Genomic DNA, 24,031 nt, shown 5'->3' with positions numbered 1-24,031 from the left:
ACCGCCTGAGGACGCGTTCTGGATCAACTAAACGACGGGCAATGCCATCATTGCGTGAAAGTACGGGTCGAGGCGGAGTAAAAAGCCGCTGATCACGCAATGAAAACGCCACCTCCTATCCCTTGGCGACGCTTTTCGCTACCCTTCATGCTTTGATCGATACAGCCCTCACCGTATCGACCGCTCATCGTTTTAGGAAGGCTGCATGTCCACCCCCACAGTTCGCGAACAATTCCTTGTTATCAGTGCCCTCGGCGCCAACCCCATGGAGCTGACCAACGTCCTGTGCCGCGCCAGCCATGAAAACCGCTGCGCCGTCGTAACCTCCCGCCTCACGCGCCATGGCGAGTGCAGCGCGCTGGTGCTGCAGATTTCCGGCACCTGGGATGCTTTGGCGCGCCTGGAGACCGGCTTGCCGGGCCTGGCCAAGAAGCACAACTTCACCGTCAATGTGGTACGCAGTGCCGCGCTGGAAAATCGCCCACAGGCCCTGCCTTATGTGGCATACGTCAGTTCTGCCTACCGCTCGGACATCGTCAACGAGTTGTGCCAGTTCTTTATCGACCAAAACGTCGAACTGGAAAACCTCACCTGCGACACCTACCAGGCGCCGCAAACCGGCGGCACCATGCTCAACGCCACGTTCACCGTGACCTTGCCGGCCGGCGTGCAGATCAGTTGGCTGCGCGACCAGTTCCTGGACTTCGCCGATGCGCTGAACCTCGACGCATTGATCGAGCCGTGGCGCCCACAGAACCCAATGTAAGGAAGTCCCCATGGCGGTAGTCATCGACAAACCCGTAGCCGATTTCGAAGCCCAGGCCACCAGTGGCCAAACCTTCAGCATCAAAGCCCTCAAGGGCAAGCAAGTGGTGATCTACTTCTACCCGAAGGACAGCACCCCGGGCTGCACCACCGAGGGCCAGGGTTTCCGTGACCAGTACGCAGCGTTCAAGGCCGCCAACACCGAAGTGTTTGGCGTGTCGCGCGACAGCGTGAAGTCCCACGAGAATTTCAAGGCCAAGCAGGCGTTTCCTTTCGAGCTGATCAGCGACAAGGACGAAGCGGTTTGCCAACTGTTTGACGTGATCAAGCTGAAGAAGCTGTACGGCAAGGAATACCTGGGCGTAGATCGCAGCACCTTCCTGATCGACACCGATGGCGTGCTGCGCCAGGAATGGCGTGGCGTGAAAGTGCCGGGGCATGTGGACGCGGTGCTGGCTGCCGCTCAGGCTTTGCACAGCGCCTGAGCGTCATCGGGTGAGGGCGCAAGCGCCCTCACCTTCGTTTCATAGTAAGGGCGCCACCACCGGTTCCTGCCGCGGCCACGCATCCAGCACCGCCTTGAACAGCGTCGCCAGGGGGATCGCAAAGAACACCCCCCAGAACCCCCACAACCCGCCAAACAACAATACCGCGCAGATGATCGCTACCGGATGCAAGTTGACGGCTTCCGAGAACAGCAGCGGCACCAGCACGTTACCGTCCAGGGTCTGGATGATGCCGTACACCGCCATCAGGTAGATGAACTGATCGCTCCAGCCCCACTGGAACAAGGCGATCAATGTGACCGGCACCGTCACCACCACAGCGCCAACATACGGCACCACCACTGAAATACCGACCAACAGTGCCAGCAGGGCCGCGTAGTTCAGGTCCAGGGCAATAAAGGCGATGTAGGTAACCCCGCCACAGATGATGATCTCGATGACCTTGCCACGGATGTAGTTGGCGATCTGCCGGTTCATCTCCTCGGCTACCCGCGTGATCAACGCCCGCTCACGCGGCAGATAGCCACTGACCCAGCGGCCGATCATCGCGCGGTCCTTGAGGAAGAAAAACACCAGGATCGGCACCAGCACCAGATAAATCATGATGTTGACGAGTAACGGCAGGCTGGACAGGGAAAAGGTCAGCGCCCATTGCCCGAACTTTCCGATCTCGCCGCGCGCCACTTCGATGGCTTGCAGTACCTGCTCATCCGACACCAAGTGCGGGTAGCGCTCCGGCAACAGCAGCAACAACGACTGCCATTTGGCAAGCATGCCGGGCAACTCGTTGAACAAGGTGATCAACTGATGCCATAGCAACGGCACGACCACCACGATAAACACCAGCAACAGCCCCATGAACAAGGCGAATACCAGCCCCACTGCCGCCGCGCCCGGTAAACGCAGACGCTCCAGGGTGGTGACCAGTCCCTGCATCAGGTAGGCCAGCACCATCCCTGCCAGCACCGGGGCGAGCATGCCACCCAGGGTGAGAACGGCGGTAAAGGCCAGGAACAGCAGGACCGCCAGCACCACGGCCTCCTCGTCGGAGAAGTAGCGCTGAATCCAGTCTCGTAACACTTTGAACATCAATCAACCTCGGGTGGTGGGGCGAACAGTTCAGGCCTTGCGCAACCAATAACGGTAGACACCGGCGACGTCTTCTTCATGCAGCAGAGTGTGGCCGGCCAGCCTGGCAAAGGTGCGAAAATCACGCTGGGAGCCAGCATCCGTGGCAATCACCTTGAGCACTGCGCCGCTGGCCAATCGATTGAGCTCCAGCTTGGCCTTGAGCAAGGGCAACGGGCAATTGAGGCCGCTGGCATCGAGTTCGGCATCAAAGGCTACAGCGTCGGTCATGGTTTTACTCCGGGCAAGCGTTCAGGCTGCTTAGAATATCTGGTCCGAAGCTCAGTGTCCGGCTACAGTAAGCTCTTTGTCGAAAGGCTCTGTGCATGACTTTTTTGCGCCCCACCCTGCTGACGCTGGCCTGCCTGCTGGCCTCCCCGGGCTTCGCTGACGACCTGCCGTCTCTTGGCGACGCCAGTTCTGCCATTGTCTCGCCACAACAGGAATACCAACTGGGGCGCGCCTGGCTTGCCTACTTGCGCGGCCAGGTCTCGCAGCTCAACGATCCGCAGCTCAAGGATTACGTCGAAACCAGCGTGTACAAGCTGGTGGAGACCAGCCAGGTCAATGACCGCCGCCTGGAATTCATCCTGATCGATAGCCCGCAGCTCAACGCCTTTGCCGCGCCTGGCGGTATAGTCGGGGTCAATGGCGGGCTGTTCCTCAACGCTCAGACCGAAGGTGAATACGCCTCGGTGCTGGCCCACGAATTGGCTCACTTGTCTCAGCGCCACTTCGCCCGGGGCGTCGAAGCGCAACAGCGCATGCAGATCCCGATGATGGCCGCGATGCTCGGCGGCATCATTGCCGCCGCAGCCGGTGCGGGCGATGCCGGTATTGCCGCGATTGCCGGCACTCAGGCAGCCGCGATCCAGGAACAACGACGGTTCTCACGCCAGAACGAACAAGAGGCGGACCGCATCGGCATCCTCAACCTGGAGAAAGCCGGTTACGACCCACGCTCCATGCCGACCATGTTCGAACGCCTGATGCGTCAATACCGCTTCGACGCCAAACCGCCGGAATTCCTGCTGACTCACCCGGTGACAGAGTCGCGCATCGCCGACACCCGCAACCGCGCCGAACAGGCCAAGCCCGGCGGCACGGAAGACAGCTTGCGCTATCAATTGATTCGCGCACGGGTGCAGTTGAAATACGAAGACACGCCAGGCCTCGCTGCCAAGCGCTTCCAGGCCCAACTGGATGAAAATCCGAAAAACGACGTGGCGCGTTATGGTCTGGCCATCGCCCAAATCAAGGGCACCAAACTCAAGGAAGCCCGGGAAAACCTGGCCCCGTTGTTGGCCAAGTCGCCCAACGACATTACCTACAACCTGGCGCAGATCGAGCTGGACATCACTAACAACCGCTTGCCGGACGCCCAGCAGCGCACTGACCGGATGCTCACCCAGTACCCCGGCAACTATCCGCTGAACCAGGTGCGAGTGGACCTTTTGCTTAAACAGAACCGTACCGCCGATGCGGAAAAGGCCCTGGACGGCTTGCTCAAGTCGCGCCCGGACGATCCGGACGTGTGGTACCAAGTCGCCGAGACGCGCGGCTTGTCCGGCAACATCATCGGCCTGCATCAGGCGCGCGCCGAGTACTTCGCCCTGGTCGGCGATTTCCAGCAAGCCATTCAACAACTGGACTTCGCTAAGCGCCGTGCCGGCAGCAACTTCCCACTGTCGTCGCGTATCGACGCACGCCAGCGTGAGTTGATCGAACAGGAACGCCTGGTGAAAGGGATGATGAGCTAAACCCATCGCCTACAAAAAAGCCCCGCCCTCGTTAAACGAAGGCGGGGCTTTTTATTGGCCGGTTACTCGGCCAGCTTGAAGGTAATGAAGCTGGCACGGCCCTGACGCAGGACACGCATCGATACCGAACGGTTCTTCGGCAGCGCCTTGGCGATGTCGGTGAACTGCTTGGTGGAGTCGATGGCCTGATTGTTCAGGTGAGTAATCACATCGCCTGGCTGCAGGCCAATCAAGGCAGCAGGACCGTCCTGCACTTCCTTGATCACCACGCCGCTTTTCAGGTCGAAGGTTTTCTTCTGCTCATCCGTCAGCTCGGCCACGGCAATGCCAAGGCGGTTGCTGCTGCGCTCGGCGCCCGGCTTGGTATTCCCCAGGGCATCCAGGGTCGCACCTTCTTCAGGGATGGCACCGACGGTGAGCTCAACGTTCTGGCGCTTGCCTTCGCGGATCACTTCCAACTTGGCCTTGCTGCCCGCCTTGAGCGCGCCCACCAGGTGCGGCAGGTCTGCCGACATGACGATCGGTTGGCCGTTCATGCTCAGAATCACATCGCCGACTTGCAGGCCACCTTTGGCAGCCGGGCCGTCGTCCTGGATCTGTGCAACCAGCGCACCGGCCGGCTTGTCGAGGCCGAAGGATTCAGCCAGGTCCTTGTTCACTTCCTGGATCACCACGCCCAACCAGCCACGGCTGACCTTGCCGCCGCTTTTCAGCTGGTTTGAAACGTCCATGGCCACGTCGATCGGGATGGCAAACGACACGCCCATGAAGCCACCGGAGCGCGTGTAGATCTGGGAGTTGATGCCAACCACTTCACCGTTCAGGTTGAACAACGGACCGCCGGAGTTACCCGGGTTGATCGGCACGTCGGTCTGGATGAACGGCACGTAGTTTTCGTTGGGCAGGCTGCGCCCGATAGCGCTGACGATGCCTTGCGTCACGGTGTGGTCAAAGCCAAACGGCGAACCGATAGCCACGACCCACTGTCCGGCTTTCAGGTCTTGGGACTTGCCCAGTTTCAGTACAGGCAGGTCTTTGCCGTCGATTTTCAGCAACGCCACGTCGGAACGTGGGTCGGTGCCGACCAGCTTGGCTTTTAATTCACTACGGTCAGCCAGGCGGACGATGATCTCGTCAGCACCGGTAATCACGTGGTTGTTGGTCAGGATGTAGCCATCGGGCGAGATGATGAAGCCCGAGCCGAGGGACTGCGCTTCACGCTGACCGCCACCACGGGGCGCGCGTTGTTGCGGCATACCACGCTCGAAGAACTCGCGCAGCATCGGCGGCAGGCCTTCCAGGTCCGGCGTCTGCTGGTCGGAGACTTTGCGCTCTGGCAGTTTTTGCGTGGTACTGATGTTCACCACGGCAGGCGAGGCCTGCTCGACCAATTGGGTGAAATCAGGCAGTTCGGCCGCTAGCGCGGGCACGGCCTGCCCCAGCACCAGCACCGTGGCGACTATGGATAAGTAAGACTTCAAGCGTGGTATCGACATACAGCTCCCGTTACGACGTGCAGGGTTGAGCGACAGGGTTCAAAAAACGCCGGAAACTGCGACCGACATCTCTGTTCCGCGAACAAAACAAGGTCAGCGCCGACAAGCCTTGACCTATAAAAAACATGAGGGATTTTTGCAAGTGAAAATGCTGATCCAGACATTTCATGTCTATCGGCAGCCAACCTCGCATGGAATTAGAGTGAAAGGCCAGGATGAACATAAGATTAACGATTCACGGCTTGGCGGCAGGCATTTTTTCAACGCGCACCGACAGCGCGAGGCGCTCAGCGGTGCCGATGGGAATTTCGCCAACCACCGTGACCATCATTTCGCCATCCACCGTATTCAGCCGACGCGACACCGCCACCGTCGGGCCCAACTGGGTACGGGTCTCCGTAACGCTTGCCCCGCTGATCGGTTCAAGGAACACCGAAAACCGTGCCAACCCATCTTCATACATCCGACTGTCGACCGTCGCTTTGGTCTGGGTGTCTTTGCGCGCACTGCTGTTGGTTAGCTGAAAACCCGGCGGCAGCCATTCCAGATGCCATTCTTCGGTAGGTTGCACCTCTGCCGTTTTAGCCGTAGCGACTGCAATCGGCGTGCAATCGCCAGTAGGTTGCAAGTCGCGATCATCCGGCGTGACCGAGGTGTTCAATCGGGTGAACTGGAAACGCTCCAGCAACTGCCCCTGGTCGTTCAACAGCAGGGATTTAAGAGGCAACGCGGTATCCCGGTCCAGGTGCAACTCAAAACCATAGCGGTATTGGTCACGTGGGGTGATCGATACAATCACCGCATTTCGACCGGCCACGCGAGATTTGCCGATGACGGCCAGTTCGTAGAATTGCGTGAGTTTTTGCGGATCAAGCGCACGTGACGGTGCATCACGCGAATTGCCGAGGCCGGCGACAAGAGTACCGCTGACGCATTGCGTCCGACCGTCTACCCGCACGACTTCCTGAGCCGAACCATCGAGCTGCAAAAGCCGCTCGCGGACCTGACCGTCCTGGACACGATGCCAGATGTCATGGGTAGAAAAATTGCCGTTACGCTCGTAGACGAACGTACCTTGGAAGCTTTGCTGTTGCTCTGCACGCCCAAGTCGAGTCAGCCAGTCTTGGGCTTCATCAGCATGGGCGGGGAGTGCAAACCAACCACCGAGCAAAAGCGTAAGGAGCGGTATGGCGCGCATAGGGCTCCTCAACGGTTTAGCGGTTTTCCAGGCTTGCCGCACGAGCATATGGCAGAGCGCTTTCAGTGCCTTTCAAGGCTGATTCCTGTGCGTGTTGGCGCAGGTAGCCTGGAAGACGCTGATCTTGCCAGCCGGATTGCCCTTGAAGCACACCGTTCGCCATCGGGCCGGTAGTGTCGGAGCTTTCCTTGTAGCCTGCCAGTACGGCGGGGCCTTTGACTTGCGGACCCGCCATGATCGGTTGCTGAGTCTGCTGGGCCAGTTCGGCACCGGCGATTTCGTCCTGGTTGTACAGGCGAACACCGGCCAGTACGGCAACAGTCACCGAGGCGGCCACTGCCAGGCGACCCAGGCTACGCCATGGACCCCGTGCAGCTTTTGCCGGAACGGCTTCATCAGCCAGTGCAGCAGAAACGGCCGCAGCAATATCCAGACGAGGGATTAGAAGATCCTTGTGCATCACCGCCCGAGCGACTTGGTAACGAGACCAGGTATCACGGGTTTCGGCATCATCGAATGCGTTGAGCACCCGACGAAGTTCCAGTTCATCCGCTTCGTTATCCATCACTGCGGACAGCGATTCCTGCAGGGCATCACGACTCATGGCGGTTCCTCTCTTGGCTGTCGCCGCTGTCTTTAGTTTTCCTGCAACAACGGTTGCAAGGCTTTATCGATGGCTTCCCGGGCCCGGAAAATCCGTGACCTTACAGTCCCCACCGGACACTGCATGACGCTCGCAATGTCTTCATAACTCAGACCATCGAATTCACGTAAAGTTAACGCAGTACGCAAATCTTCTGGCAGTTGCTGAATAGTGCGATGGACGGTGCCTTCGATCTCGTCGCGCAGCAATGCACGCTCCGGCGACTCGAGATCTTTGAGGCCGTGATCACCATCGTAAAATTCTGCATCTTCCGAACTGACATCACTATCCGGTGGGCGGCGTCCGCGAGACACCAGATAGTTCTTCGCCGTGTTGATGGCGATGCGGTAGAGCCACGTGTAAAACGCACTGTCACCGCGAAAATTGCCCAGTGCACGGTATGCCTTGATAAAGGCTTCCTGTGCAACGTCCTGCGCTTCATGGGTGTCGTGCACAAACCGCACGATCAACCCGAGAATTTTGTGCTGGTATTTCAGCACTAGCAGATCAAAAGCTCGCTTGTCGCCGCGTTGAACGCGCTCGACCAGCTGCTGATCCTCTTCCTGGGTTAGCATGAACACTCCTCGTTGTACTTAAAGGAGGCTTGCATAACTGAACGATCAGGCTTGCAAACATAGACTCGTACTTTTCGCAAAAGTTCTCCCCTCCAAGCAAGTTTCCGGCATGCACTGATTTGGCACACACGAAAAACGCAGCGCGGGCAACGCCGGCTGCGCGAATAATCTTGTCGCCGGTTTCCTGACGCGTCCAATGCTCCCGACGGGCCAATAAACTCAACGTTTTCCCAGCTTTCGGGCAACCTGCTATTGAGTCGGGGCTTATGCAAAAAGTTCCCACTTCAATAACCGGTCTATTTACCTTGGCCGTGCACCGTAATTTCACATTGCCACGAATGCGCGGCTATTGTGCCGCTCCCCCCCTCTATATACTAGTAGCCCGTGTGACCCTTTGATTCGCCGATCCAGGCGTCCTGTTTGCGCCAGCCCCTGTGGATCGCTTTTTGCGGAATCCTTCAAATGAGCCAACAGTTTCAACACGATGTGCTGGTGATCGGCAGCGGCGCAGCCGGCTTAAGCCTTGCGCTGACCCTCCCCAGCCACCTGCGCATTGCAGTGCTGAGTAAAGGCGACCTGGCCAATGGCTCGACGTTCTGGGCCCAGGGCGGTGTTGCCGCCGTACTGGACGACACCGACACGGTGCAGTCCCACATCGATGACACCCTCAACGCCGGCGGCGGCCTGTGCCACGAAGACGCGGTGCGCTTTACCGTCGAACATAGCCGCGAAGCCATTCAATGGCTGATCGACCAAGGTGTGCCGTTTACCCGTGATGATCACGCGGGCACTGATGACGGCGGCTTCGAGTTCCACCTGACCCGCGAAGGCGGGCACAGCCATCGGCGCATCATCCACGCCGCCGACGCCACCGGTGCCGCGATCTTCAAGACCCTGCTCGAACAAGCCCGCCAACGCCCGAACATCGAATTGCTGGAGCAACGGGTCGCCGTCGACCTGATCACCGAGAAACGCCTGGGCCTGTCGGGCGAGCGCTGCCTCGGCGCCTACGTGCTCAACCGCAACAGCGGCGAAGTCGACACCTACGGCGCCCGCTTCACCCTTCTCGCCTCGGGCGGCGCGGCCAAGGTCTATCTCTATACCAGCAACCCCGACGGTGCCTGTGGCGACGGCATCGCCATGGCCTGGCGCTCGGGCTGCCGGGTGGCCAACCTGGAATTCAACCAGTTCCACCCCACCTGCCTGTACCACCCGCAGGCCAAGAGTTTCCTGATCACCGAAGCCCTGCGCGGCGAAGGCGCACACTTGAAACTGCCGAATGGCGAGCGCTTCATGCAGCGCTTCGACCCGCGCGCCGAACTGGCGCCGCGCGACATCGTCGCCCGCGCCATCGACCATGAAATGAAGCGCCTGGGCATCGACTGCGTCTACCTGGACATCAGCCACAAACCCGAAGCATTCATCAAGACCCACTTCCCGACGGTCTACGAGCGCTGCCTGACTTTCAATATCGACATCACCAAAGGCCCGATTCCGGTGGTGCCGGCCGCGCACTACACCTGCGGCGGCGTGATGGTCGACCAACACGGGCGCACCGACGTTCCCGGCCTGTACGCAATCGGCGAAACCAGCTTCACCGGCCTGCACGGCGCCAACCGCATGGCCAGCAACTCGCTGCTCGAATGTTTCGTCTATGCGCGTTCGGCGGCGGCAGACATTCTTGAACAACTGCCGCACATCCCCGTACCCGACGCCCTGCCCCGCTGGGACGCCAGCCAGGTGACCGATTCGGACGAAGACGTGATCATCGCCCACAACTGGGACGAACTGCGGCGCTTCATGTGGGACTACGTAGGCATCGTGCGCACCAACAAACGCCTGCAACGCGCGCAACACCGCGTGCGCCTGTTGCTGGATGAGATCGACGAGTTCTACAGCAACTATAAAGTCAGCCGCGACTTGATTGAGTTGCGCAACCTGGCCCAAGTGGCCGAACTGATGATCCGCTCGGCCATGGAGCGCAAGGAAAGCCGGGGCCTGCATTACACGCTCGACTACCCGCAGATGCTGCCCGAGGCCCGGGACACTATTCTGGTGCCAACCACCTACGGCGACTGAACTTCAGGCGAACCCGCAGGCGCCGGTGGACATCGGCGGCCTGCGAATCGCTGGGCACGCAGATCGACCGCACCGCCCATTCGCCCTGTACCCGATAGCGCAGCACTACGATCAACGGCAGCGCCAGGCTATCGGGACGTAGCTGCACGCGGTGCCAGCCACGCGCAGCGCTCCATAGCTGCCACCCGTTTTCATCACGGCGCAGGCCGCGAATCGACGAACGGTGAGTCAGCCGGATATGGCGCGGGACAACCCAGGCGGCGTGAGCCAGGCACAGCAACAGGCCAAGGCTTGAATAAGGCAGGTCGAGAAGCAGCAGCGCACCCAGCGCGAACGACTGGGCAAGGAGATAGGCCGCCAGCAAACGCCGCGAGGCCTGCCAGCGGCATTCGAAGACGGGATTACTTGGGCTGGACACGATCCAGAATCATCCGAACCATACGCTGCAGCTCCGGGTCTTCCGATTCGGCACGTTCCATGAACCAGCCGAACATGTCCTGGTCTTCGCATTCCAGCAGGCGGACGTAACAGTCGCGATCCACTTGGTTGAGGGTCGAGTAAACCTCTCTGACGAACGGCACCAACAACACATCCAGCTCAAGCATGCCGCGACGGCTGTGCCAGTAGAGGCGATTAAGTTCTACATCTTCGACCATGGAACGCTCCTCAAATAGATCGCAAGTATACAGGCCCTAAGGCACCGGAACAGTCGGCTTTGGTCGCACCCTACAGAAACTATCCATTTGCCGGGCGCCCCTCTATGATGCACCTAGACTTTTTGACCTGCGATGACCCATGGCTGACTCTGCTTTCTTCTGCCCCATCACCCACGAAGGCGTTCTCGCCGTCCGCGGTGCCGACGCTGCCAAGTTCTTGCAGGGCCAACTCACCTGTAACCTTAATTATCTGAGCGACACTCAGGCCAGCCTCGGCGCGCGCTGCACGCAAAAAGGCCGCATGCAGTCGAGCTTTCGCATCCTGTTGCAAGGTGATGGCGTACTGCTTGCCATGGCCACCGAGTTGCTGGAACCGCAACTGGCGGACCTGAAGAAATACGCGGTGTTCTCCAAATCCAAACTCACCGACGAAAGCGCCGCCTGGGTGCGTTTCGGCCTGGCGGACGCGGATCAAGCGCTGGCAAGCCTGGGCCTGGAACTGCCGGCCGCGACCGACAGCGTCGCCCGCAGCGAACATTTGATCGCCATCCGCGTATCCCCAGGTCGCATCGAACTTTGGGCGTCCGCCGAGCAAGCCGAAGCCGTGCGCAGCCAATTGGCCGCGCAGTTGCAACAGGCTGACTTGAATGAGTGGCTGCTGGGCCAGGTCCGCGCCGGCATCGGCCAGGTCATGCCGCAGACCCGCGAGCTGTTTATCCCACAGATGCTTAATCTGCAGGCCGTGGGCGGCGTCAGCTTCAAGAAAGGCTGCTACACCGGCCAGGAAATCGTCGCGCGCATGCAGTACCTGGGCAAGCTCAAGCGTCGCCTGTACCGCCTGAGCCTGAATGCCACTGAATTGCCCGAGCCCGGCACACCACTGTTTTCTCCCAGCCACAACAGTTCGATCGGCGAAGTGGTGATCGCGGCAAAAGCTGACCAAGGGGTGGAACTTCTGGCCGTGCTGCAAGCCGAAGCTGCCGAGAGTGGCGATGTGCATTTAGGCACCCTCGAAGGTCCCGGCTTGCAACTGCTTGAGCTGCCGTACCAACTGGACCGGGATCGAGAGATCCAGCACTGATCGCCGCACCCCTTTGCAACACCTTAGAGAGCATGAATGAACGAGCTGGCGGAAAAAGTCCAACAGGCTTTGATTGCGGCCATCAAAAACGATGACCTGGTGCTGCCGACATTACCGGAAGTGGCCCTGAACATTCGTCAGGCCGCCGAAGACCCGGAGATCGGCATCAGCCACTTGAGCAAAGTGATCGGTCGCGACACCGCGTTGTCGGCGCGCTTGATCAAAGTGGTCAACAGCCCGCTGTTGCGGGCGACGCAGGAAGTCACCGACCTGCACACCGCCATCACCCGGCTGGGCACCAACTACAGCAGCAACTTGGCGATCGGCCTGGTGATGGAGCAGATCTTCCACGCCCGCTCCGAAGTGGTCGAACAGAAAATGCGCGACGTCTGGCGCCGCAGCCTGGAAGTGGCCGGCGTCAGCTATGCCTTGTGCCGCAGCCACAGCCAGCTCAAGCCGGACCAGGCAGCGCTCGGCGGGCTGGTGCATCAGATCGGTGTGCTGCCGATCCTGACCTACGCCGAAGACCATTACGAATTGCTCTCTGATTCGGTCAGCCTCAACCACATGATCGAGAGCATCCACCCGATGCTCGGCGACAAACTGCTAGCGGTCTGGGACTTCCCGGAAATGCTGGCGAAACTGCCAGGCCAATACCTCGACCTGGAACGCGACTCTGCGCGCCTCGACTATATCGACCTGGTCCAAGTTGCCGTGCTGTATTGCCATCGTGGCACCGCGCATCCACTGGCGGATGTGCCGGTCTCCAGCCTGCCGGCGATCAAGAAGCTGCGCCTGGACCCTTACAGCGACAGCGTGCGTGCAGAGCTGGACGAAGCACGGTCGATGTTCTACTGATCAACCGGCGATAAAACTGACCCGCACTTTCAAGCCTGCCGATTCGCCATCATGCAGGCTGATCTGGGCCAAATGCGCGCGACAGATTTCACCAACAATCGCCAGGCCAAGGCCAGAGCCCATGCCCTGCTGGCTGCGACGATAGAAGCGCTCGAACACGCGGTCGCGCTCGTCCAGCGGAATGCCTGGGCCATCATCTTCCACTTCCAGCACCGCCGGTGCCGTCACGCGCAGGATCACATTGCCGCCGGGCGGCGTATGGGCCAGGGCGTTATCCACCAGGTTGCTCAGCAGCTCGTTGAGCAGCGTCGGCTCCCCGCGCATCCACACAGGTGTGTCCGCCTCCAGCGCCAGCGCCACCCCACGCGCATGGGCCAACGGCGCCATGGCCATGCCCAGCTCGCGGGCCAACTGGCTGAGGTCGAGCAGTTGCGCGCCACCTTCGGCAATCGCCCGTGCGCCGTTTTCGATGCGCGCCAGGGACAGCAATTGATTGGCCAGATGGGTCAGGCGATCGGTGCCTTGCGCGGCGGTTTGCAAGGTGCTGCGCCAGATGGCCGGATCTTCGGCGCGCAGGCCAAGTTCCAGGCGTGCCTTGAGCGCGGCCAGTGGCGTGCGCAGTTCGTGGGCAGCGTCAGCGATAAACTGCGCCTGACGCTCGAACTGGCCCCGCAGGCGTTCGGTGAAATGGTTGAGGGAACGCACCAGCGGGCCGAACTCAAGCTGCACTTCGACCAGCGGTAATGGCCGCAGGTCATCGGGCTGGCGCTCTTCCACGGCCGTGCGCAGGCGCTCCAGCGGGCGCAACGCCGCGCTCACGGCAAACCACACCAGCAACAATGCGCCGATGGCGAGCATGCCCAGGCGCAGCAAGGTGTCGGCCATCAGGCCGCGGGCCATGCTGACGCGCGCTTCATCGGTCTCGGCCACGCGGATTTCCGCCATGCCATTCATGTTCGGTTCGGAGACCGCCTTGAGCAGGCTCACTACGCGCACGGCCTGGCCCTGGTACGTGGCGTCGTAAAAACGTGCCAACGCCGGGTAGTCATCGGTGCGCGGCGTGCCAGGTGGCGGGCCGGGCAGGTTTTCGTAACCGGAAATCAGCTTTTGATCAATGTCATTGACCTGGTAATAAATACGCCCGGCGCTGTCGTAGGCAAACGTGTCCAGCGCCACATACGGCACATTCGCGCTCAAAGTGCCGTCGACCTGGGTCAGGCCGGCGGCAATCGTGCGTGCCGAGGCCAGCAGGGTGCGGTCATAGGCGGTGTCGGCGGCTTCGCGGCCGTTCCAGTAGGCGCTCATGCCGCTGGCGACCATCAACAGCACCAGCAACAGCGCCAGGTTCCATAACAGCCGCCAGCGCAGGCTGCTGGGCTTATGCATCGCGGGCTTCCAGCAGGTAGCCGAGGCCACGGAACGTCACGATGGCGATGGGCTGGCCGTCGAGTTTCTTGCGCAGGCGATGTATGTAGATTTCGATGGCATCCGGGCTGGCTTCTTCGTCGAGGCCAAACACCTGGGAAGCCAGTTGCTCCTTACTCATCACCCGGCCCGGCCGCGCGATCAGCGCTTCAAGCACGGCTTGCTCGCGGGACGTGAGGGTCATCAACTCGCCGCCGACCGTGAAACGGCGGATGTCGAGGTCGTAGACCAGTACGCCGCACGCCTGCTGGCGCTCGCCGCCGAGCACGCTGCGCCGCAACAGCGCCTTGACCCGCGCCTCTAGCTCCGTCAGCTCAAACGGCTTGGCCAGGTAGTCGTCGGCGCCCAGGTTCAGGCCATGCACGCGGTCTTTCACATCACTGCGCGCCGTCAGCATCAGCACCGGCAGATTTTTCCCACGCGCTCGCAAACGCGCCAGCACCTCGAAACCATCCATGCGCGGCAAGCCCACATCAAGGATCGCCACCGCGTATTCCTCACTGCTCAAGGCCAGGTCAGCGGACACGCCATCGTGCAACACGTCGACGGTCAAACCCGTGCTCTTGAGCGCCTGGGCGACACTTTCAGCCAGTTGCAAATGGTCTTCAACCAGAAGGACGCGCATGGATTTTTACCTCATTCGGGGGTGGTCGGCGCCACGCTTTGCGAGGCAGTTTACAGGCGCGGCCTAGCCTGTGAAGCCCGAAAACATTGAAAGGCAACTGAAAGGTTAATGAAAGTTTCACCCTTTAGCATCCAGCCACGGTAGGCCATGCCCGCCAAGCTACCTGACCCGTAGCGCCCGAAAAACGCCTCGAAGCGTTTTCGCCAAAATAAGAACAATAACGGAGTACTCAACGATGCTGTCGACACAGCCCCAGGCTTACCCGCCTGTACGTTTTTCCCGCCTGACCCAGACCGCCCTCGCCAGTGCCGCCACCCTTGCCGGCTTTTCGCCGCTTGCCCAAGCCGCGTTCTTCGAAGACAGCAGCGCGACCCTGGAAACCCGCAACATGTACTTCAACCGTGACTTTCGCGATGGCACCAGCGCCCAGCAATCCAAACGTGACGAATGGGCCCAAGGCTTCATGCTCAACCTGCAATCGGGCTACACCGACGGCACCGTCGGCTTTGGCGTGGATGCGCTGGGCATGCTCGGAGTCAAGCTCGACTCCAGCCCCGACCGCACCGGCACCGGCCTGCTGCCCACGCATGACGATGGCCGCGCCGCCAACGAGTATTCCAAGCTGGGCCTGACCGGCAAAGTGAAGATCTCCGCCACCGAGCTGAAGATCGGCGCGCTGATCCCCGAGCTGCCGATCCTCAAGCCCAACGACGGGCGCATCCTGCCGCAAACCTTCAACGGCGGCCTGATCACCTCGAAAGAATTCAAGAACCTGGTCTTCACCGGCGGCCGCCTGGATAAAGCCAAGGACCGCGACGACAGCAACTACGAGGACATCGCCCTCAACAACAAGAACAGCCGCTTCCTGAGTGGCGCCACCGGCAAGCATTTCAACTTCGGCGGCGTCGACTACAAGTTCGCCGACAAGATCACCGGCAGCTACCACTTCGCCCAGCTCGATGACGTGTACCGTCAGCACTTCCTCGGCCTGGTGGCCGCCCGCCCGATGGGCCCCGGCACCTTCGGCACCGACCTGCGCCTGGCGATCAGCGATGACACCGGCGCCGCCCGTGGCGGTAAAATCGACAACACCTCCCTCAACGGCCTGTTCAGCTATGCCCTCAATGGCCATAAGCTCAGCGCCGGCTACCAGCACATGTCCGGCGACAGCGCGTTCCCGTATGTGGATGGCAGCGACCCGTACCTGGTCAACTTCGTGCAGATCAACGACTTTGCCGGCGCCGAGGAGCGCTCCTGGCAGGCACGCTACGACTTCGACTTCGCCAAGCTGGGCATTCCCGGCCTGAGTTTCATGAGCCGTTACCTCTCGGGTGACAATATCAAGCTCAAGAACGGCGAAACCGGCAAGGAGTGGGAGCGCAACAGCGAGATCAAGTACGTGGTGCAAAGCGGCACGTTCAAGGATGTGGCCGTGCGCCTGCGCAATGCGACGTATCGCTCCAACTATTCAGCCCGTGATGCCGATGAAGTACGCCTGCTGGTCAGCTACAGCGTCGCGCTCTGGTAAGCAGTGCCTGGTAATAGCCACTCATAACAACAACGACGGAGATCACCATGACCCTTTCATTGCGTAAATTCGCCCTCGCCGCCGGCTGCCTGCTGTTCGCCGGCCAACTGCTGGCCGCCGACGAACCCAAGCGTCCGGAATGCATCGCGCCGGCCTCCCCCGGCGGCGGTTTTGACCTGACCTGCAAACTGGCGCAAAGCGCGCTGGTCAACGAGAAGCTGCTGAGCAAACCGATGCGCGTGACCTACATGCCCGGCGGCGTGGGCGCGGTGGCCTACAACGCCGTGGTCGCGCAGCGCCCGGCGGACGGTGGGACCCTGGTGGCCTGGTCCAGCGGTTCGCTGCTGAACCTGGCCCAGGGCAAGTTCGGGCGTTTCGATGAAAGCGCCGTGCGGTGGCTGGCGGCGGTCGGCACCAGCTACGGCGCGATTGCGGTAAAAAGTGATTCGCCTTACAAAAATCTCGACGACCTGGTGCAGGCACTGAAGAAAGATCCGAGCAAGGTGGTCATCGGTTCCGGCGGCACCGTGGGTAGCCAGGACTGGATGCAAACCGCGCTGATCGCCAAAGCCGCCGGGATCAACCCGCGCGACCTGCGCTATGTGGCGCTGGAAGGCGGCGGTGAAATCGCCACCGCCCTGCTCGGCGGGCATATCCAAGTGGGCAGTACCGACATCTCCGACTCCATGCCGCACATCCTCAGCGGTGACATGCGTCTGCTCGCGGTGTTCTCCGAAGAGCGCCTGGACGAGCCGGAAATGAAGAATATTCCCACCGCCAAAGAGCAAGGCTACGACATCGTCTGGCCGGTGGTGCGCGGTTTCTACCTCGGGCCAAAAGTCAGCGATGCCGACTACGCCTGGTGGAAAGACGCCTTCGACAAACTGCTGGCCTCCGAAGACTTCGCCAAGCTGCGTGACCAGCGCGAGCTGTTCCCGTTCGCCATGACCGGCCCGGAGCTGGACACCTACGTGAAGAAACAGGTGGCGGACTACAAAGTGCTGGCCAAAGAGTTCGGCCTGATCCAGTAATCGCCCCTCTGCCGTTTGGCCACGCCCTGCTGAACCCGGGGCATGGCCCAGGAGTTCTAGATGCTCTTACAACGCATATTCGCCGCCGTGCTGCTGCTGGCCTGCGCGGTCCTGGCATTGATGGCCTGGCCCTACCAGGCGTCGTTTTCCTACGAACCCGTGGGGCCTAGGGCCTACCCGCTGCTGATGCTCGGGCTGATGAGCCTGGCGCTGACCTACATGCTGTTTCGCCCGCAGCCGACCCAGCACACCGAAGAAGAACCCGCGCTGGACCGCGCCACCCTGATCAAGATCGGTATCTGCGTCGCGCTGTTGATCGTGTTTGCCGGCACCTTCGAATCCCTGGGTTTCATTCTCAGCAGCATGTTGATCGGTATTCCGATGGCACGGCTGTATGGCGGCCGCTGGGTGCCCAGCGCGGTGATCATCACCTTGATAAGCGTCGGCCTTTATCTGCTGTTCGATAAAGCCATGGACGTTCCGCTGCCCCTCGGCCTGCTCGACGTTCTGGAGAACTGATATGGATACTTTCGGCTATTTGGGCCAGGGCTTCGGCGTTGCTCTGTCCCCCTACAACCTGGTGACCGCGTTGTGCGGCACCTTGATCGGTACCGTGGTCGGCCTGCTGCCGGGCCTGGGCCCGATCAACGGCGTGGCGCTGTTGATCCCCATCGCGTTCGCCCTGGGCCTGCCGCCGGAGTCGGCGCTGATCCTGCTGGCGGCCGTGTACCTGGGCTGCGAATACGGCGGGCGTATCAGCTCGATCCTGCTGAACATCCCGGGCGAAGCCTCCACCGTGATGACCACCCTCGACGGTTACCCAATGGCGCGCAAAGGCCTGGCCGGTGTGGCCTTGTCGTTGTCGGCGTGGAGTTCGTTCATCGGCGCGTTTATCGCCACCTGCGGCATGGTGCTGTTTGCCCCGCTGCTGGCCAAATGGGCGATTGCCTTCGGCCCGGCGGAATATTTCGTACTGATGGTGTTCGCGATTGTCTGCCTCGGCGGCATGGCCGGTGACAAACCGCTGAAGACCTTTGTCGCGGCGCTGATCGGCCTGTTCCTGTCGGCGGTGGGCATCGACGCCAACAGCGGCGTGTACCGTTTTACCGGCGATAACATCCACCTGACCGACGGCATCCAGTTTGTGGTGTTGGTGTTGGGCCTGTTCTCCATCAGCGAGATCCTGTTGCTGCTGGAAAAAACCCACCGTGGCCAGGAAGCGGTAAAAGCCACCGGACGGATGATGTTTAACCTGAAGGAAGCCTCGTCGGTGTTTGCCGTGAACATCCGTTGCGGCCTGCTCGGTTTCATCATGGGCGTATTACCGGGCGCCGGTGCGACCTTGGCGTCGGCGGTGGCCTACATGACCGAGAAACGCCTGGCCGGGGCCAGCGGTAAATTCGGGCAGGGTGACATGCGCGGTCTGGCTGCACCGGAAACCGCCATCGGCGCCTCCGCCTGCGGCGCACTGGTGCCGATGCTGACCCTGGGCGTACCGGGTTCGGGCACCACGGCGGTGATGATCGGCGCTCTGTCGCTGTACAACATCACGCCCGGCCCGCTGTTGTTCCAACAGCAACCGGATATCGTCTGGGGCCTGATCGCCTCGTTGTTCATCGCCAACACCATGCTGGTGATCCTCAACATCCCGATGATCCGCCTCTTCACGCGCATCCTTGCCGTGCCGAACTGGGCGCTGGTGCCGGTGATCGCGATCATCACCGCAATCGGGGTGTACGCGGTGCATGCCACCACGTTCGATCTGTTCCTGATGATTGGTATCGGCATCTTCGGCTACATCCTGCGCAAGCTGGACTTCCCGCTGTCGCCGGTGTTGCTGGGCTTTATCCTCGGCGGCCTGATGGAACAGAACCTGCGCCGCGCGCTGTCGATTTCCAACGGTGCGCTGGAGATCCTGTGGTCCAGCCCGATCACCTTCGGCGTCTGGGTGTTGACCGCCTTGATGCTGCTGTTCCCGTTGGTACGCATCTATCGCAAACGAGCGCTGCAGCGTCGTACCGTGGCCGATGTCTGAGGCCACCTTTAAACACTGGTGGGGAACACCGCTGGTCGGTCTGGCCGGCGGTTACCTGGCCAGCCTGATCGGCTGGCCATTGCCGTATATGGTCGGTTCATTGCTGGCGATCATCCTCGTGCGTTGCCTCACGCCGTGGCAGTTGGCGGAGATTCCCGGCGGGCGCAAATGCGGGCAATGGGTGGTGGGCATCGGCATCGGCCTGCACTTCACCCCGGTGGTGATCGAGCAAGTGATGAGCCACTTCGGCTTGATCTTTTTCGGCGCGCTGGTCACCAGCCTGTCGAGCGTGGTCGGCGTGTGGTTGATGCGCCGCAGCGGTGAAGACCGCGCCACTGCGTTTTTCTCCAGCATGCCGGGCGGTTCCGGCGAGATGGTCAACCTCGGCGCGCGCAATGGCGCGGTGCTCAGCCGGGTCGCGGCGGGGCAGAGTCTGCGAGTGTTGGTGGTGGTGCTGTGCGTACCGGCGATCTTCAAGTATGTGCTCGACGGTGGCGCGCCGCAGTTTCATCCAGCCCCCGTGAGCTGGGCCTGGCTGGCGCTGCTGTTTCCCGCCGGCGCGCTGGTGGCCTGGGGCTGGCAGCGCTTGCGTCAGCCGAACCCGTGGTTGTTCGGGCCGCTGCTGGTGAGTGCCACCGCCAGTGTGGTGTGGGACCTGCACATCGGCCTGCCCGACGGCGGCAGCCAGCTCGGCCAGTGGCTGATCGGCAGCGGCTTGGCGTGCCACTTCAATCGTCAGTTCTTCCGCCGTGCGCCGTCGTTCATGGCGCGCACCTTGATCGGCACCGCCTTGACCATGGTGCTGGCGACGCTGGCCGCCGTGGGCTTGAGTGCGATGACCCAACTGGACCTGCGCTCGTTGACGCTGGGCATGATGCCCGGCGGTATTGCCGAGATGAGTTTGACCGCTGAAACCCTGCAACTGTCGGTGCCGTTGGTGACGGCGATGCAGGTGATGCGCTTGTTGTTCGTGTTGTTTCTGGCGGAGCCGTTGTTCAGGCATTGGAACCGCCAACCCTAGCGTCTGCCGAGGGTGGCCCGCCCAGGGTCACTACCGCCTGTCGGCACTGTCATTTCTAACAGCTAGCCTGCGCGTGCCCCTTCTGCGTTCAATCCTTGCGTGCCCCGGTCCTTTTCGGCCCCTTTGCCCTGCACGAGGTGATCACGATGGCTCCAGACCTCAACGCCCCCCCTTTCGTCTCGCAGTTGTCGCCTTATATTCCCGGCCTGACGACCCCGGTCGTGGGGTTCTCCGGCGGCGTGTATCAACTGCTGCTGGAGAGCCATGGCAGCACGGGCCTGATTTGCATCTTGCGCACCTACGCAGGCCAGTTTGAAGGGGATTTCATCGAGTTGCTCTGTGGCGACCTGCTGGTCCCGGTCGACTTCCATACTGTCACCGAGCAAGAAGCGCGCGAAGCGAAGCCGATTACCCTGCACATCTCCATGGCCCGTTTGGCCGACGGTGCGGCCGGGCCCGTGTTTTTCCGGGTGACGCACCTTGATCACCGCGTAGAAGCAACCCAACGCCTGACCCTCAAGATCGACACCGTGGCGCCCACCGGTAACGACCCCATTACCCGTCCGCCGTGGGTCAATGAACAGCTGCCACGGCCGCAACCGGCGCAGACCCTGGTCGATTCGGCCGCAGCCGGACGCGGCGTGGTCGTGAGAATCCCGTTTTACCCGCTGGACCTCAACCGGCCTCCGAGTACCTACCGAGCGGTACGCGATCGCATTCGCCTGATCATCGGCGGGCAAATCATCGAGCACATCGTCACCGAGAACGAGGCCAGCGGCCGCAACCCGATTTCGATCACGGTCTATTACGGCACCTGGCTAAGCATCGGCAGCGGCTTTCAGGCCTGTGCCTACGATGTCATCGATGAGGTCGGCAACTACGCGCCGGGGCGCTCGCCGATGCAACTGATCGAAGTGCGGCTTAACCCCAACGAACGGTTGCTGGACGCCGCCCAGATTGTCGAAGCCCCGACAGGCACGCTGGATGCGGACAGGCTGGAAGGCAAAGACGCAACCCTCAGGGTCACCGTCGCGGGGAAAGGCTGGGCGTCAGGCGACGGTCTTCGACTGACCCTCCGGGGGCGTTTGCCGGAAGGCGTCGATGTCGAACAGACCTACAACACCAGTATCACCTCGACCACAACGCCTTCCGTCGACGTCCCATGGCCCAATGCTGACGTGCGCCTGCTCATCGGCGCATTGATCCAACTGAGCTATGAGCGAATTCGTACGGGAGCGGTCAATTTACCCTCGGAAAACACCTTCGTCCAAGTGAACGGAACCCCCGAACAAACCGGCCTTTTAGCACCGCAAGTGCCGGCCGCCAGCGGCGACGTCCTGCATCCCTTGACCGATCCGGTGAGCGTTACGATCGCCGCCTACACCGGCCAAAAGCCCTTTGATCGAGTCACGCTGGTGCTGGAAGGCACCTATGCCAATGGCCACCGTTTTTATCAGGAGCACTCGCTGCCGGCCGGCGAAGGCACCGTCGTGTTCGAACTGCGCAACGGGGTTGACGGTGACATCCGCCAGCTCGATGGCGGCGAGCTGATGCTCTACTACTACATCAACACCGCCGGGGAGCGCCCGCCGTCGACCATTTTGCACCTCAACATCGGCGAGCCCCAGGACGCACTGCCCGCGCCGGAGGTATTGCAAGCACCCGCCCCCGGCTTCACCTTCGACCCCGAGCAATCCCGAGGCAATGCCAACGTGAGGGTTGCAGCGCACGCCGCGTTCACTGAAGGCGCGACGGTCACACTGTACGTCGAAGGCAGCGCCATGGGCGGCAGTGCCCCACCGGACCCATTCCCCATCACCCGGCCATGGGTCGGGCAGGACCTGGCGTTTGTCATCGCGCGGGTGTTTGTCGTGGCCAACCTCAACGGTTCGGCGCGCATTTACTACCGAGTGGAGAAAACCGGCCAGCGCACCCGTTACTCCCAGGCGCGGGTGATGACCGTCGGCAGCGGCCTGCAACTACCGGTGCCGCATATTCTGGAAAGCACGATCAACATCGCCGACCCCTCCACCGCCAGGCTCAACCCGCAACATGTGCTGGAGCCGCCGGTCTGCACGTTTCGGGTGAGCTACAAGCCGATGCTGGCCGGCGATGATATCCAGCCGAGATTCAGGGGCACATACGGGATCGGAACGCCCGCCGTCAATCCGCTGCCAGGCGACCCGGTAAAGGGCTATGTCGACTTCATCATCGGTAATCGGGTGATTGCCGCCAACCTGGGCGCAGACGCTGAGTTGTCCTACACCGTGACCCGCGCCGGTGCCACCACCGCATCCCAGGTGCTGACCTTGACCATCGACCCGCTGGCTGAGCAAGTGCTGGACCTGGTCAACGTGCCCCAAGCGTCGAACGGCATCATTAACGCCAACGCGGCGCATAGCGCAGTGATTCAGGCATGGCCGTTCATGCGCACCGGGCAACCGGTGTGGATCGACGTCAAGGCAGCGGCCAATCGGGTGCTGCGCAACGGCACGCCGCTGACCGCCGCAGAGTTCAATGCCAAACGTGTGGAAGTCGCGTTACCCGCCGAGTACCTGCGTTCCTTGCCGACCCTAAGCACCCTGACGGTTGAGGCGCGGGTATCGCTGAACGGCAGCGCCCACAAGGATTTCGCCATCGCGTTGCGCCCTGTCAACTACCGCATTGCCAACACGGTCGGCATTTTCGCCACGATCCCGGTGGGCAGTTCACCCAACGCCCTGGTGCTCAGCCCGGACGGTACGCGGCTCTACGTCGCCTGCGCCTTCGGCCGCACGTCGATCTGGATCATCGACACCCTACGCAACCGCGTCATCGACAGCTTCGACGTACCAGGCTCGCCCCTGCGCCTGGCCATTCATCCAACGGCCGAGCGCCTGTATGTGACCGACAACAGCAGCGCCACCAACACGCCGATTCGCCTCTACAGCACGCAAGACCATTCGCTGATCGACATACTGACCGGGTTCACCACCGTCCGAGGCATTCGCTTCAATGCCAACGGCTCGCGCCTGTATGTGGCCGATGAAGGTGCGTCACGCCTGGTCGTCATCGATACAAGCAACCACCAACGCGTGGCCTCGATCCCTGTGCGTGCGCCCATCGATGTCGCCATCAGCCCCGATAACAACCGCGCACACGTGGCCACATTCTTCGACTGGTCCATCATCAATCTGCCGACCAACAGCCTGATCAACAGCGCTGACATCCGCTCCGCTCCCGTCACCATTGCCCATAACCCCCGTGGCTCGCAGGTCTACATCAGCGGCCGAGAAGGCGGCAGCGTCACGATCGGCAACACCTTGACCCAGCGCATCGACCAGACCCTGACCGGGTTGCAGGGCCCCTACGACATCGCCTTCGAACGCGGGCGTGATCTGGCCTACGTGTCGCAGACCGACGGCGACCTGCTGGGCATTATCGATACGCGCTTGCGACGGGTGACTGGCAGCTATGCCGGGTTCAACAAACCGCGCGGGGTGGTGGTGGCTCCAGACGGTTCCCACGGCTACGTGGCCAATATCGGCGGAGATTCAGTGTCGCTGGTGGTGTTTTAGCTGACGGACAAGTCGGGGTTTACCGTTCGTCGGCACTGTCATTTCTCACAGCTAGGCAGCCCCA

Annotated in this window: 22 protein-coding genes; 12 read left to right on the top strand and 10 right to left on the bottom strand. The window is 61.4% G+C overall.

Annotated features, from left to right (window positions below; all coding sequences use genetic code 11):
* Nucleotides 1–205 precede the first annotated feature (205 nt).
* Nucleotides 206–766 carry a glycine cleavage system protein R gene (locus tag ACP7CJ_RS02735; RefSeq protein WP_247400444.1) on the top strand — a complete coding sequence of 187 codons (561 nt, stop codon included), beginning with the start codon at nucleotides 206–208 and terminating at the stop codon, nucleotides 764–766.
* A 10-nt stretch (nucleotides 767–776) separates the two neighbouring features.
* Entirely contained in the window at nucleotides 777–1,250 is a 474-nt protein-coding gene (locus tag ACP7CJ_RS02730; protein ID WP_426099520.1) for a peroxiredoxin, read from the top strand.
* Between the two features lie 39 nt (nucleotides 1,251–1,289).
* Here ACP7CJ_RS02730 and ACP7CJ_RS02725 read toward each other — a convergent pair whose 3' ends face one another.
* A complete protein-coding gene (locus ACP7CJ_RS02725) occupies nucleotides 1,290–2,360 on the bottom strand; it encodes an AI-2E family transporter (protein WP_247400440.1) in 1,071 nt (356 codons plus the stop codon).
* A 30-nt stretch (nucleotides 2,361–2,390) separates the two neighbouring features.
* Nucleotides 2,391–2,630: a sulfurtransferase TusA family protein gene (locus tag ACP7CJ_RS02720; RefSeq protein ID WP_276196972.1), complete on the bottom strand. Its 240-nt coding sequence runs from the start codon at nucleotides 2,628–2,630 to the stop codon at nucleotides 2,391–2,393.
* 95 nt (nucleotides 2,631–2,725) lie between these two features.
* On the opposite strand from ACP7CJ_RS02720, the gene ACP7CJ_RS02715 reads away from it, so the two are divergent.
* Nucleotides 2,726–4,159: a M48 family metalloprotease gene (locus tag ACP7CJ_RS02715; protein ID WP_276196971.1), complete on the top strand. Its 1,434-nt coding sequence runs from the start codon at nucleotides 2,726–2,728 to the stop codon at nucleotides 4,157–4,159.
* A gap of 62 nt (nucleotides 4,160–4,221) precedes the next feature.
* Here the strand turns inward: ACP7CJ_RS02715 and ACP7CJ_RS02710 are convergent, their stop codons facing one another.
* The 4 genes from ACP7CJ_RS02710 to rpoE form a co-directional block, all read right to left on the bottom strand.
* Nucleotides 4,222–5,655, bottom strand: a complete 1,434-nt coding sequence (locus ACP7CJ_RS02710) for a DegQ family serine endoprotease (protein ID WP_276196970.1) — start codon at nucleotides 5,653–5,655, stop codon at nucleotides 4,222–4,224.
* Between the two features lie 235 nt (nucleotides 5,656–5,890).
* A complete protein-coding gene (locus ACP7CJ_RS02705) occupies nucleotides 5,891–6,853 on the bottom strand; it encodes a MucB/RseB C-terminal domain-containing protein (RefSeq protein ID WP_276196969.1) in 963 nt (320 codons plus the stop codon).
* Between the two features lie 16 nt (nucleotides 6,854–6,869).
* Entirely contained in the window at nucleotides 6,870–7,457 is a 588-nt protein-coding gene (locus ACP7CJ_RS02700; protein ID WP_247400432.1) for a sigma-E factor negative regulatory protein, read from the bottom strand.
* A 32-nt stretch (nucleotides 7,458–7,489) separates the two neighbouring features.
* On the bottom strand, nucleotides 7,490–8,071 hold the full coding sequence (gene rpoE / locus ACP7CJ_RS02695; RefSeq protein WP_003172477.1) for an RNA polymerase sigma factor RpoE: 582 nt from the start codon (nucleotides 8,069–8,071) through the stop codon (nucleotides 7,490–7,492).
* Between the two features lie 462 nt (nucleotides 8,072–8,533).
* On the opposite strand from rpoE, the gene nadB reads away from it, so the two are divergent.
* On the top strand, nucleotides 8,534–10,150 hold the full coding sequence (gene nadB, locus ACP7CJ_RS02690) for an L-aspartate oxidase (RefSeq protein ID WP_426099521.1): 1,617 nt from the start codon (nucleotides 8,534–8,536) through the stop codon (nucleotides 10,148–10,150).
* On the opposite strand, the gene ACP7CJ_RS02685 is transcribed toward nadB, so the two are convergent.
* Together ACP7CJ_RS02685 and ACP7CJ_RS02680 are read right to left on the bottom strand one after the other, a co-directional pair.
* On the bottom strand, nucleotides 10,119–10,568 hold the full coding sequence (locus tag ACP7CJ_RS02685; protein ID WP_276196967.1) for a protein YgfX: 450 nt from the start codon (nucleotides 10,566–10,568) through the stop codon (nucleotides 10,119–10,121). The two genes, nadB and ACP7CJ_RS02685, sit on opposite strands and share 32 nt — an antisense overlap.
* Complete coding sequence (locus ACP7CJ_RS02680) at nucleotides 10,552–10,806, bottom strand: succinate dehydrogenase assembly factor 2 (RefSeq protein ID WP_247400426.1); 255 nt, start codon at nucleotides 10,804–10,806, stop codon at nucleotides 10,552–10,554. The genes ACP7CJ_RS02685 and ACP7CJ_RS02680 overlap by 17 nt, the downstream gene beginning before the upstream one ends.
* A 139-nt stretch (nucleotides 10,807–10,945) precedes the next feature.
* Here ACP7CJ_RS02680 and ACP7CJ_RS02675 point away from each other — a divergent pair, with 139 nt between their 5' ends.
* Together ACP7CJ_RS02675 and ACP7CJ_RS02670 are read left to right on the top strand one after the other, a co-directional pair.
* A complete protein-coding gene (locus ACP7CJ_RS02675; RefSeq protein WP_426099522.1) occupies nucleotides 10,946–11,887 on the top strand; it encodes a YgfZ/GcvT domain-containing protein in 942 nt (313 codons plus the stop codon).
* A 36-nt stretch (nucleotides 11,888–11,923) separates the two neighbouring features.
* Complete coding sequence (locus tag ACP7CJ_RS02670) at nucleotides 11,924–12,745, top strand: HDOD domain-containing protein (RefSeq protein WP_426099523.1); 822 nt, start codon at nucleotides 11,924–11,926, stop codon at nucleotides 12,743–12,745.
* Here ACP7CJ_RS02670 and ACP7CJ_RS02665 read toward each other — a convergent pair whose 3' ends face one another.
* A complete protein-coding gene (locus ACP7CJ_RS02665; RefSeq protein WP_276196964.1) occupies nucleotides 12,746–14,131 on the bottom strand; it encodes a sensor histidine kinase in 1,386 nt (461 codons plus the stop codon).
* Entirely contained in the window at nucleotides 14,124–14,795 is a 672-nt protein-coding gene (locus tag ACP7CJ_RS02660) for a response regulator (RefSeq protein ID WP_276196963.1), read from the bottom strand. Before ACP7CJ_RS02660 ends, ACP7CJ_RS02665 begins: the two co-directional genes overlap by 8 nt.
* Nucleotides 14,796–15,030: 235 nt before the next feature.
* Between ACP7CJ_RS02660 and ACP7CJ_RS02655 the strand changes: the two genes are divergently transcribed.
* The 6 genes from ACP7CJ_RS02655 to ACP7CJ_RS02630 all read left to right on the top strand — a co-directional run bounded on the left by ACP7CJ_RS02655 (nucleotide 15,031) and on the right by ACP7CJ_RS02630 (nucleotide 23,967).
* A complete protein-coding gene (locus tag ACP7CJ_RS02655) occupies nucleotides 15,031–16,323 on the top strand; it encodes an OprD family porin (protein ID WP_426099524.1) in 1,293 nt (430 codons plus the stop codon).
* A 41-nt stretch (nucleotides 16,324–16,364) separates the two neighbouring features.
* A complete protein-coding gene (locus ACP7CJ_RS02650) occupies nucleotides 16,365–17,354 on the top strand; it encodes a Bug family tripartite tricarboxylate transporter substrate binding protein (RefSeq protein WP_426099731.1) in 990 nt (329 codons plus the stop codon).
* Nucleotides 17,355–17,414: 60 nt separating this feature from the next.
* A complete protein-coding gene (locus ACP7CJ_RS02645; protein ID WP_426099525.1) occupies nucleotides 17,415–17,873 on the top strand; it encodes a tripartite tricarboxylate transporter TctB family protein in 459 nt (152 codons plus the stop codon).
* 1 nt (nucleotide 17,874) lies between these two features.
* Nucleotides 17,875–19,389, top strand: coding sequence for a tripartite tricarboxylate transporter permease (locus ACP7CJ_RS02640; RefSeq protein WP_247407932.1), 1,515 nt, complete (start codon nucleotides 17,875–17,877; stop codon nucleotides 19,387–19,389).
* On the top strand, nucleotides 19,382–20,410 hold the full coding sequence (locus ACP7CJ_RS02635; RefSeq protein WP_276196960.1) for an AbrB family transcriptional regulator: 1,029 nt from the start codon (nucleotides 19,382–19,384) through the stop codon (nucleotides 20,408–20,410). Before ACP7CJ_RS02640 ends, ACP7CJ_RS02635 begins: the two co-directional genes overlap by 8 nt.
* Before the next feature lie 146 nt (nucleotides 20,411–20,556).
* Nucleotides 20,557–23,967, top strand: a complete 3,411-nt coding sequence (locus tag ACP7CJ_RS02630; RefSeq protein ID WP_426099526.1) for a YncE family protein — start codon at nucleotides 20,557–20,559, stop codon at nucleotides 23,965–23,967.
* Nucleotides 23,968–24,031: the final 64 nt, after the last annotated feature.

The sequence above is a fragment of the Pseudomonas sp. PSPC3-2 genome (assembly GCF_049897085.1).
GTDB lineage: Bacteria > Pseudomonadota > Gammaproteobacteria > Pseudomonadales > Pseudomonadaceae > Aquipseudomonas > Aquipseudomonas paraveronii.
This window is presented reverse-complemented; position numbering and strand designations above follow the sequence as displayed.

Bases quoted from the DNA above. Each gene is read 5' to 3' on its own strand.
- ACP7CJ_RS02635 (WP_276196960.1), top strand. From the start codon at position 19,382: ATGTCTGAGGCCACCTTTAAACACTGGTGGGGAACACCGCTGGTCGGT.
- ACP7CJ_RS02665 (WP_276196964.1), bottom strand. From the start codon at position 14,131: ATGCATAAGCCCAGCAGCCTGCGCTGGCGGCTGTTATGGAACCTGGCG.
- ACP7CJ_RS02715 (WP_276196971.1), top strand. From the start codon at position 2,726: ATGACTTTTTTGCGCCCCACCCTGCTGACGCTGGCCTGCCTGCTGGCC.
- ACP7CJ_RS02630 (WP_426099526.1), top strand. From the start codon at position 20,557: ATGGCTCCAGACCTCAACGCCCCCCCTTTCGTCTCGCAGTTGTCGCCT.
- ACP7CJ_RS02705 (WP_276196969.1), bottom strand. From the start codon at position 6,853: ATGCGCGCCATACCGCTCCTTACGCTTTTGCTCGGTGGTTGGTTTGCA.
- ACP7CJ_RS02735 (WP_247400444.1), top strand. From the start codon at position 206: ATGTCCACCCCCACAGTTCGCGAACAATTCCTTGTTATCAGTGCCCTC.
- ACP7CJ_RS02640 (WP_247407932.1), top strand. From the start codon at position 17,875: ATGGATACTTTCGGCTATTTGGGCCAGGGCTTCGGCGTTGCTCTGTCC.
- ACP7CJ_RS02680 (WP_247400426.1), bottom strand. From the start codon at position 10,806: ATGGTCGAAGATGTAGAACTTAATCGCCTCTACTGGCACAGCCGTCGC.
- ACP7CJ_RS02645 (WP_426099525.1), top strand. From the start codon at position 17,415: ATGCTCTTACAACGCATATTCGCCGCCGTGCTGCTGCTGGCCTGCGCG.
- ACP7CJ_RS02730 (WP_426099520.1), top strand. From the start codon at position 777: ATGGCGGTAGTCATCGACAAACCCGTAGCCGATTTCGAAGCCCAGGCC.
- ACP7CJ_RS02670 (WP_426099523.1), top strand. From the start codon at position 11,924: ATGAACGAGCTGGCGGAAAAAGTCCAACAGGCTTTGATTGCGGCCATC.
- ACP7CJ_RS02655 (WP_426099524.1), top strand. From the start codon at position 15,031: ATGCTGTCGACACAGCCCCAGGCTTACCCGCCTGTACGTTTTTCCCGC.
- ACP7CJ_RS02710 (WP_276196970.1), bottom strand. From the start codon at position 5,655: ATGTCGATACCACGCTTGAAGTCTTACTTATCCATAGTCGCCACGGTG.
- ACP7CJ_RS02720 (WP_276196972.1), bottom strand. From the start codon at position 2,630: ATGACCGACGCTGTAGCCTTTGATGCCGAACTCGATGCCAGCGGCCTC.
- ACP7CJ_RS02660 (WP_276196963.1), bottom strand. From the start codon at position 14,795: ATGCGCGTCCTTCTGGTTGAAGACCATTTGCAACTGGCTGAAAGTGTC.
- ACP7CJ_RS02700 (WP_247400432.1), bottom strand. From the start codon at position 7,457: ATGAGTCGTGATGCCCTGCAGGAATCGCTGTCCGCAGTGATGGATAAC.
- rpoE (WP_003172477.1), bottom strand. From the start codon at position 8,071: ATGCTAACCCAGGAAGAGGATCAGCAGCTGGTCGAGCGCGTTCAACGC.
- ACP7CJ_RS02725 (WP_247400440.1), bottom strand. From the start codon at position 2,360: ATGTTCAAAGTGTTACGAGACTGGATTCAGCGCTACTTCTCCGACGAG.
- nadB (WP_426099521.1), top strand. From the start codon at position 8,534: ATGAGCCAACAGTTTCAACACGATGTGCTGGTGATCGGCAGCGGCGCA.
- ACP7CJ_RS02675 (WP_426099522.1), top strand. From the start codon at position 10,946: ATGGCTGACTCTGCTTTCTTCTGCCCCATCACCCACGAAGGCGTTCTC.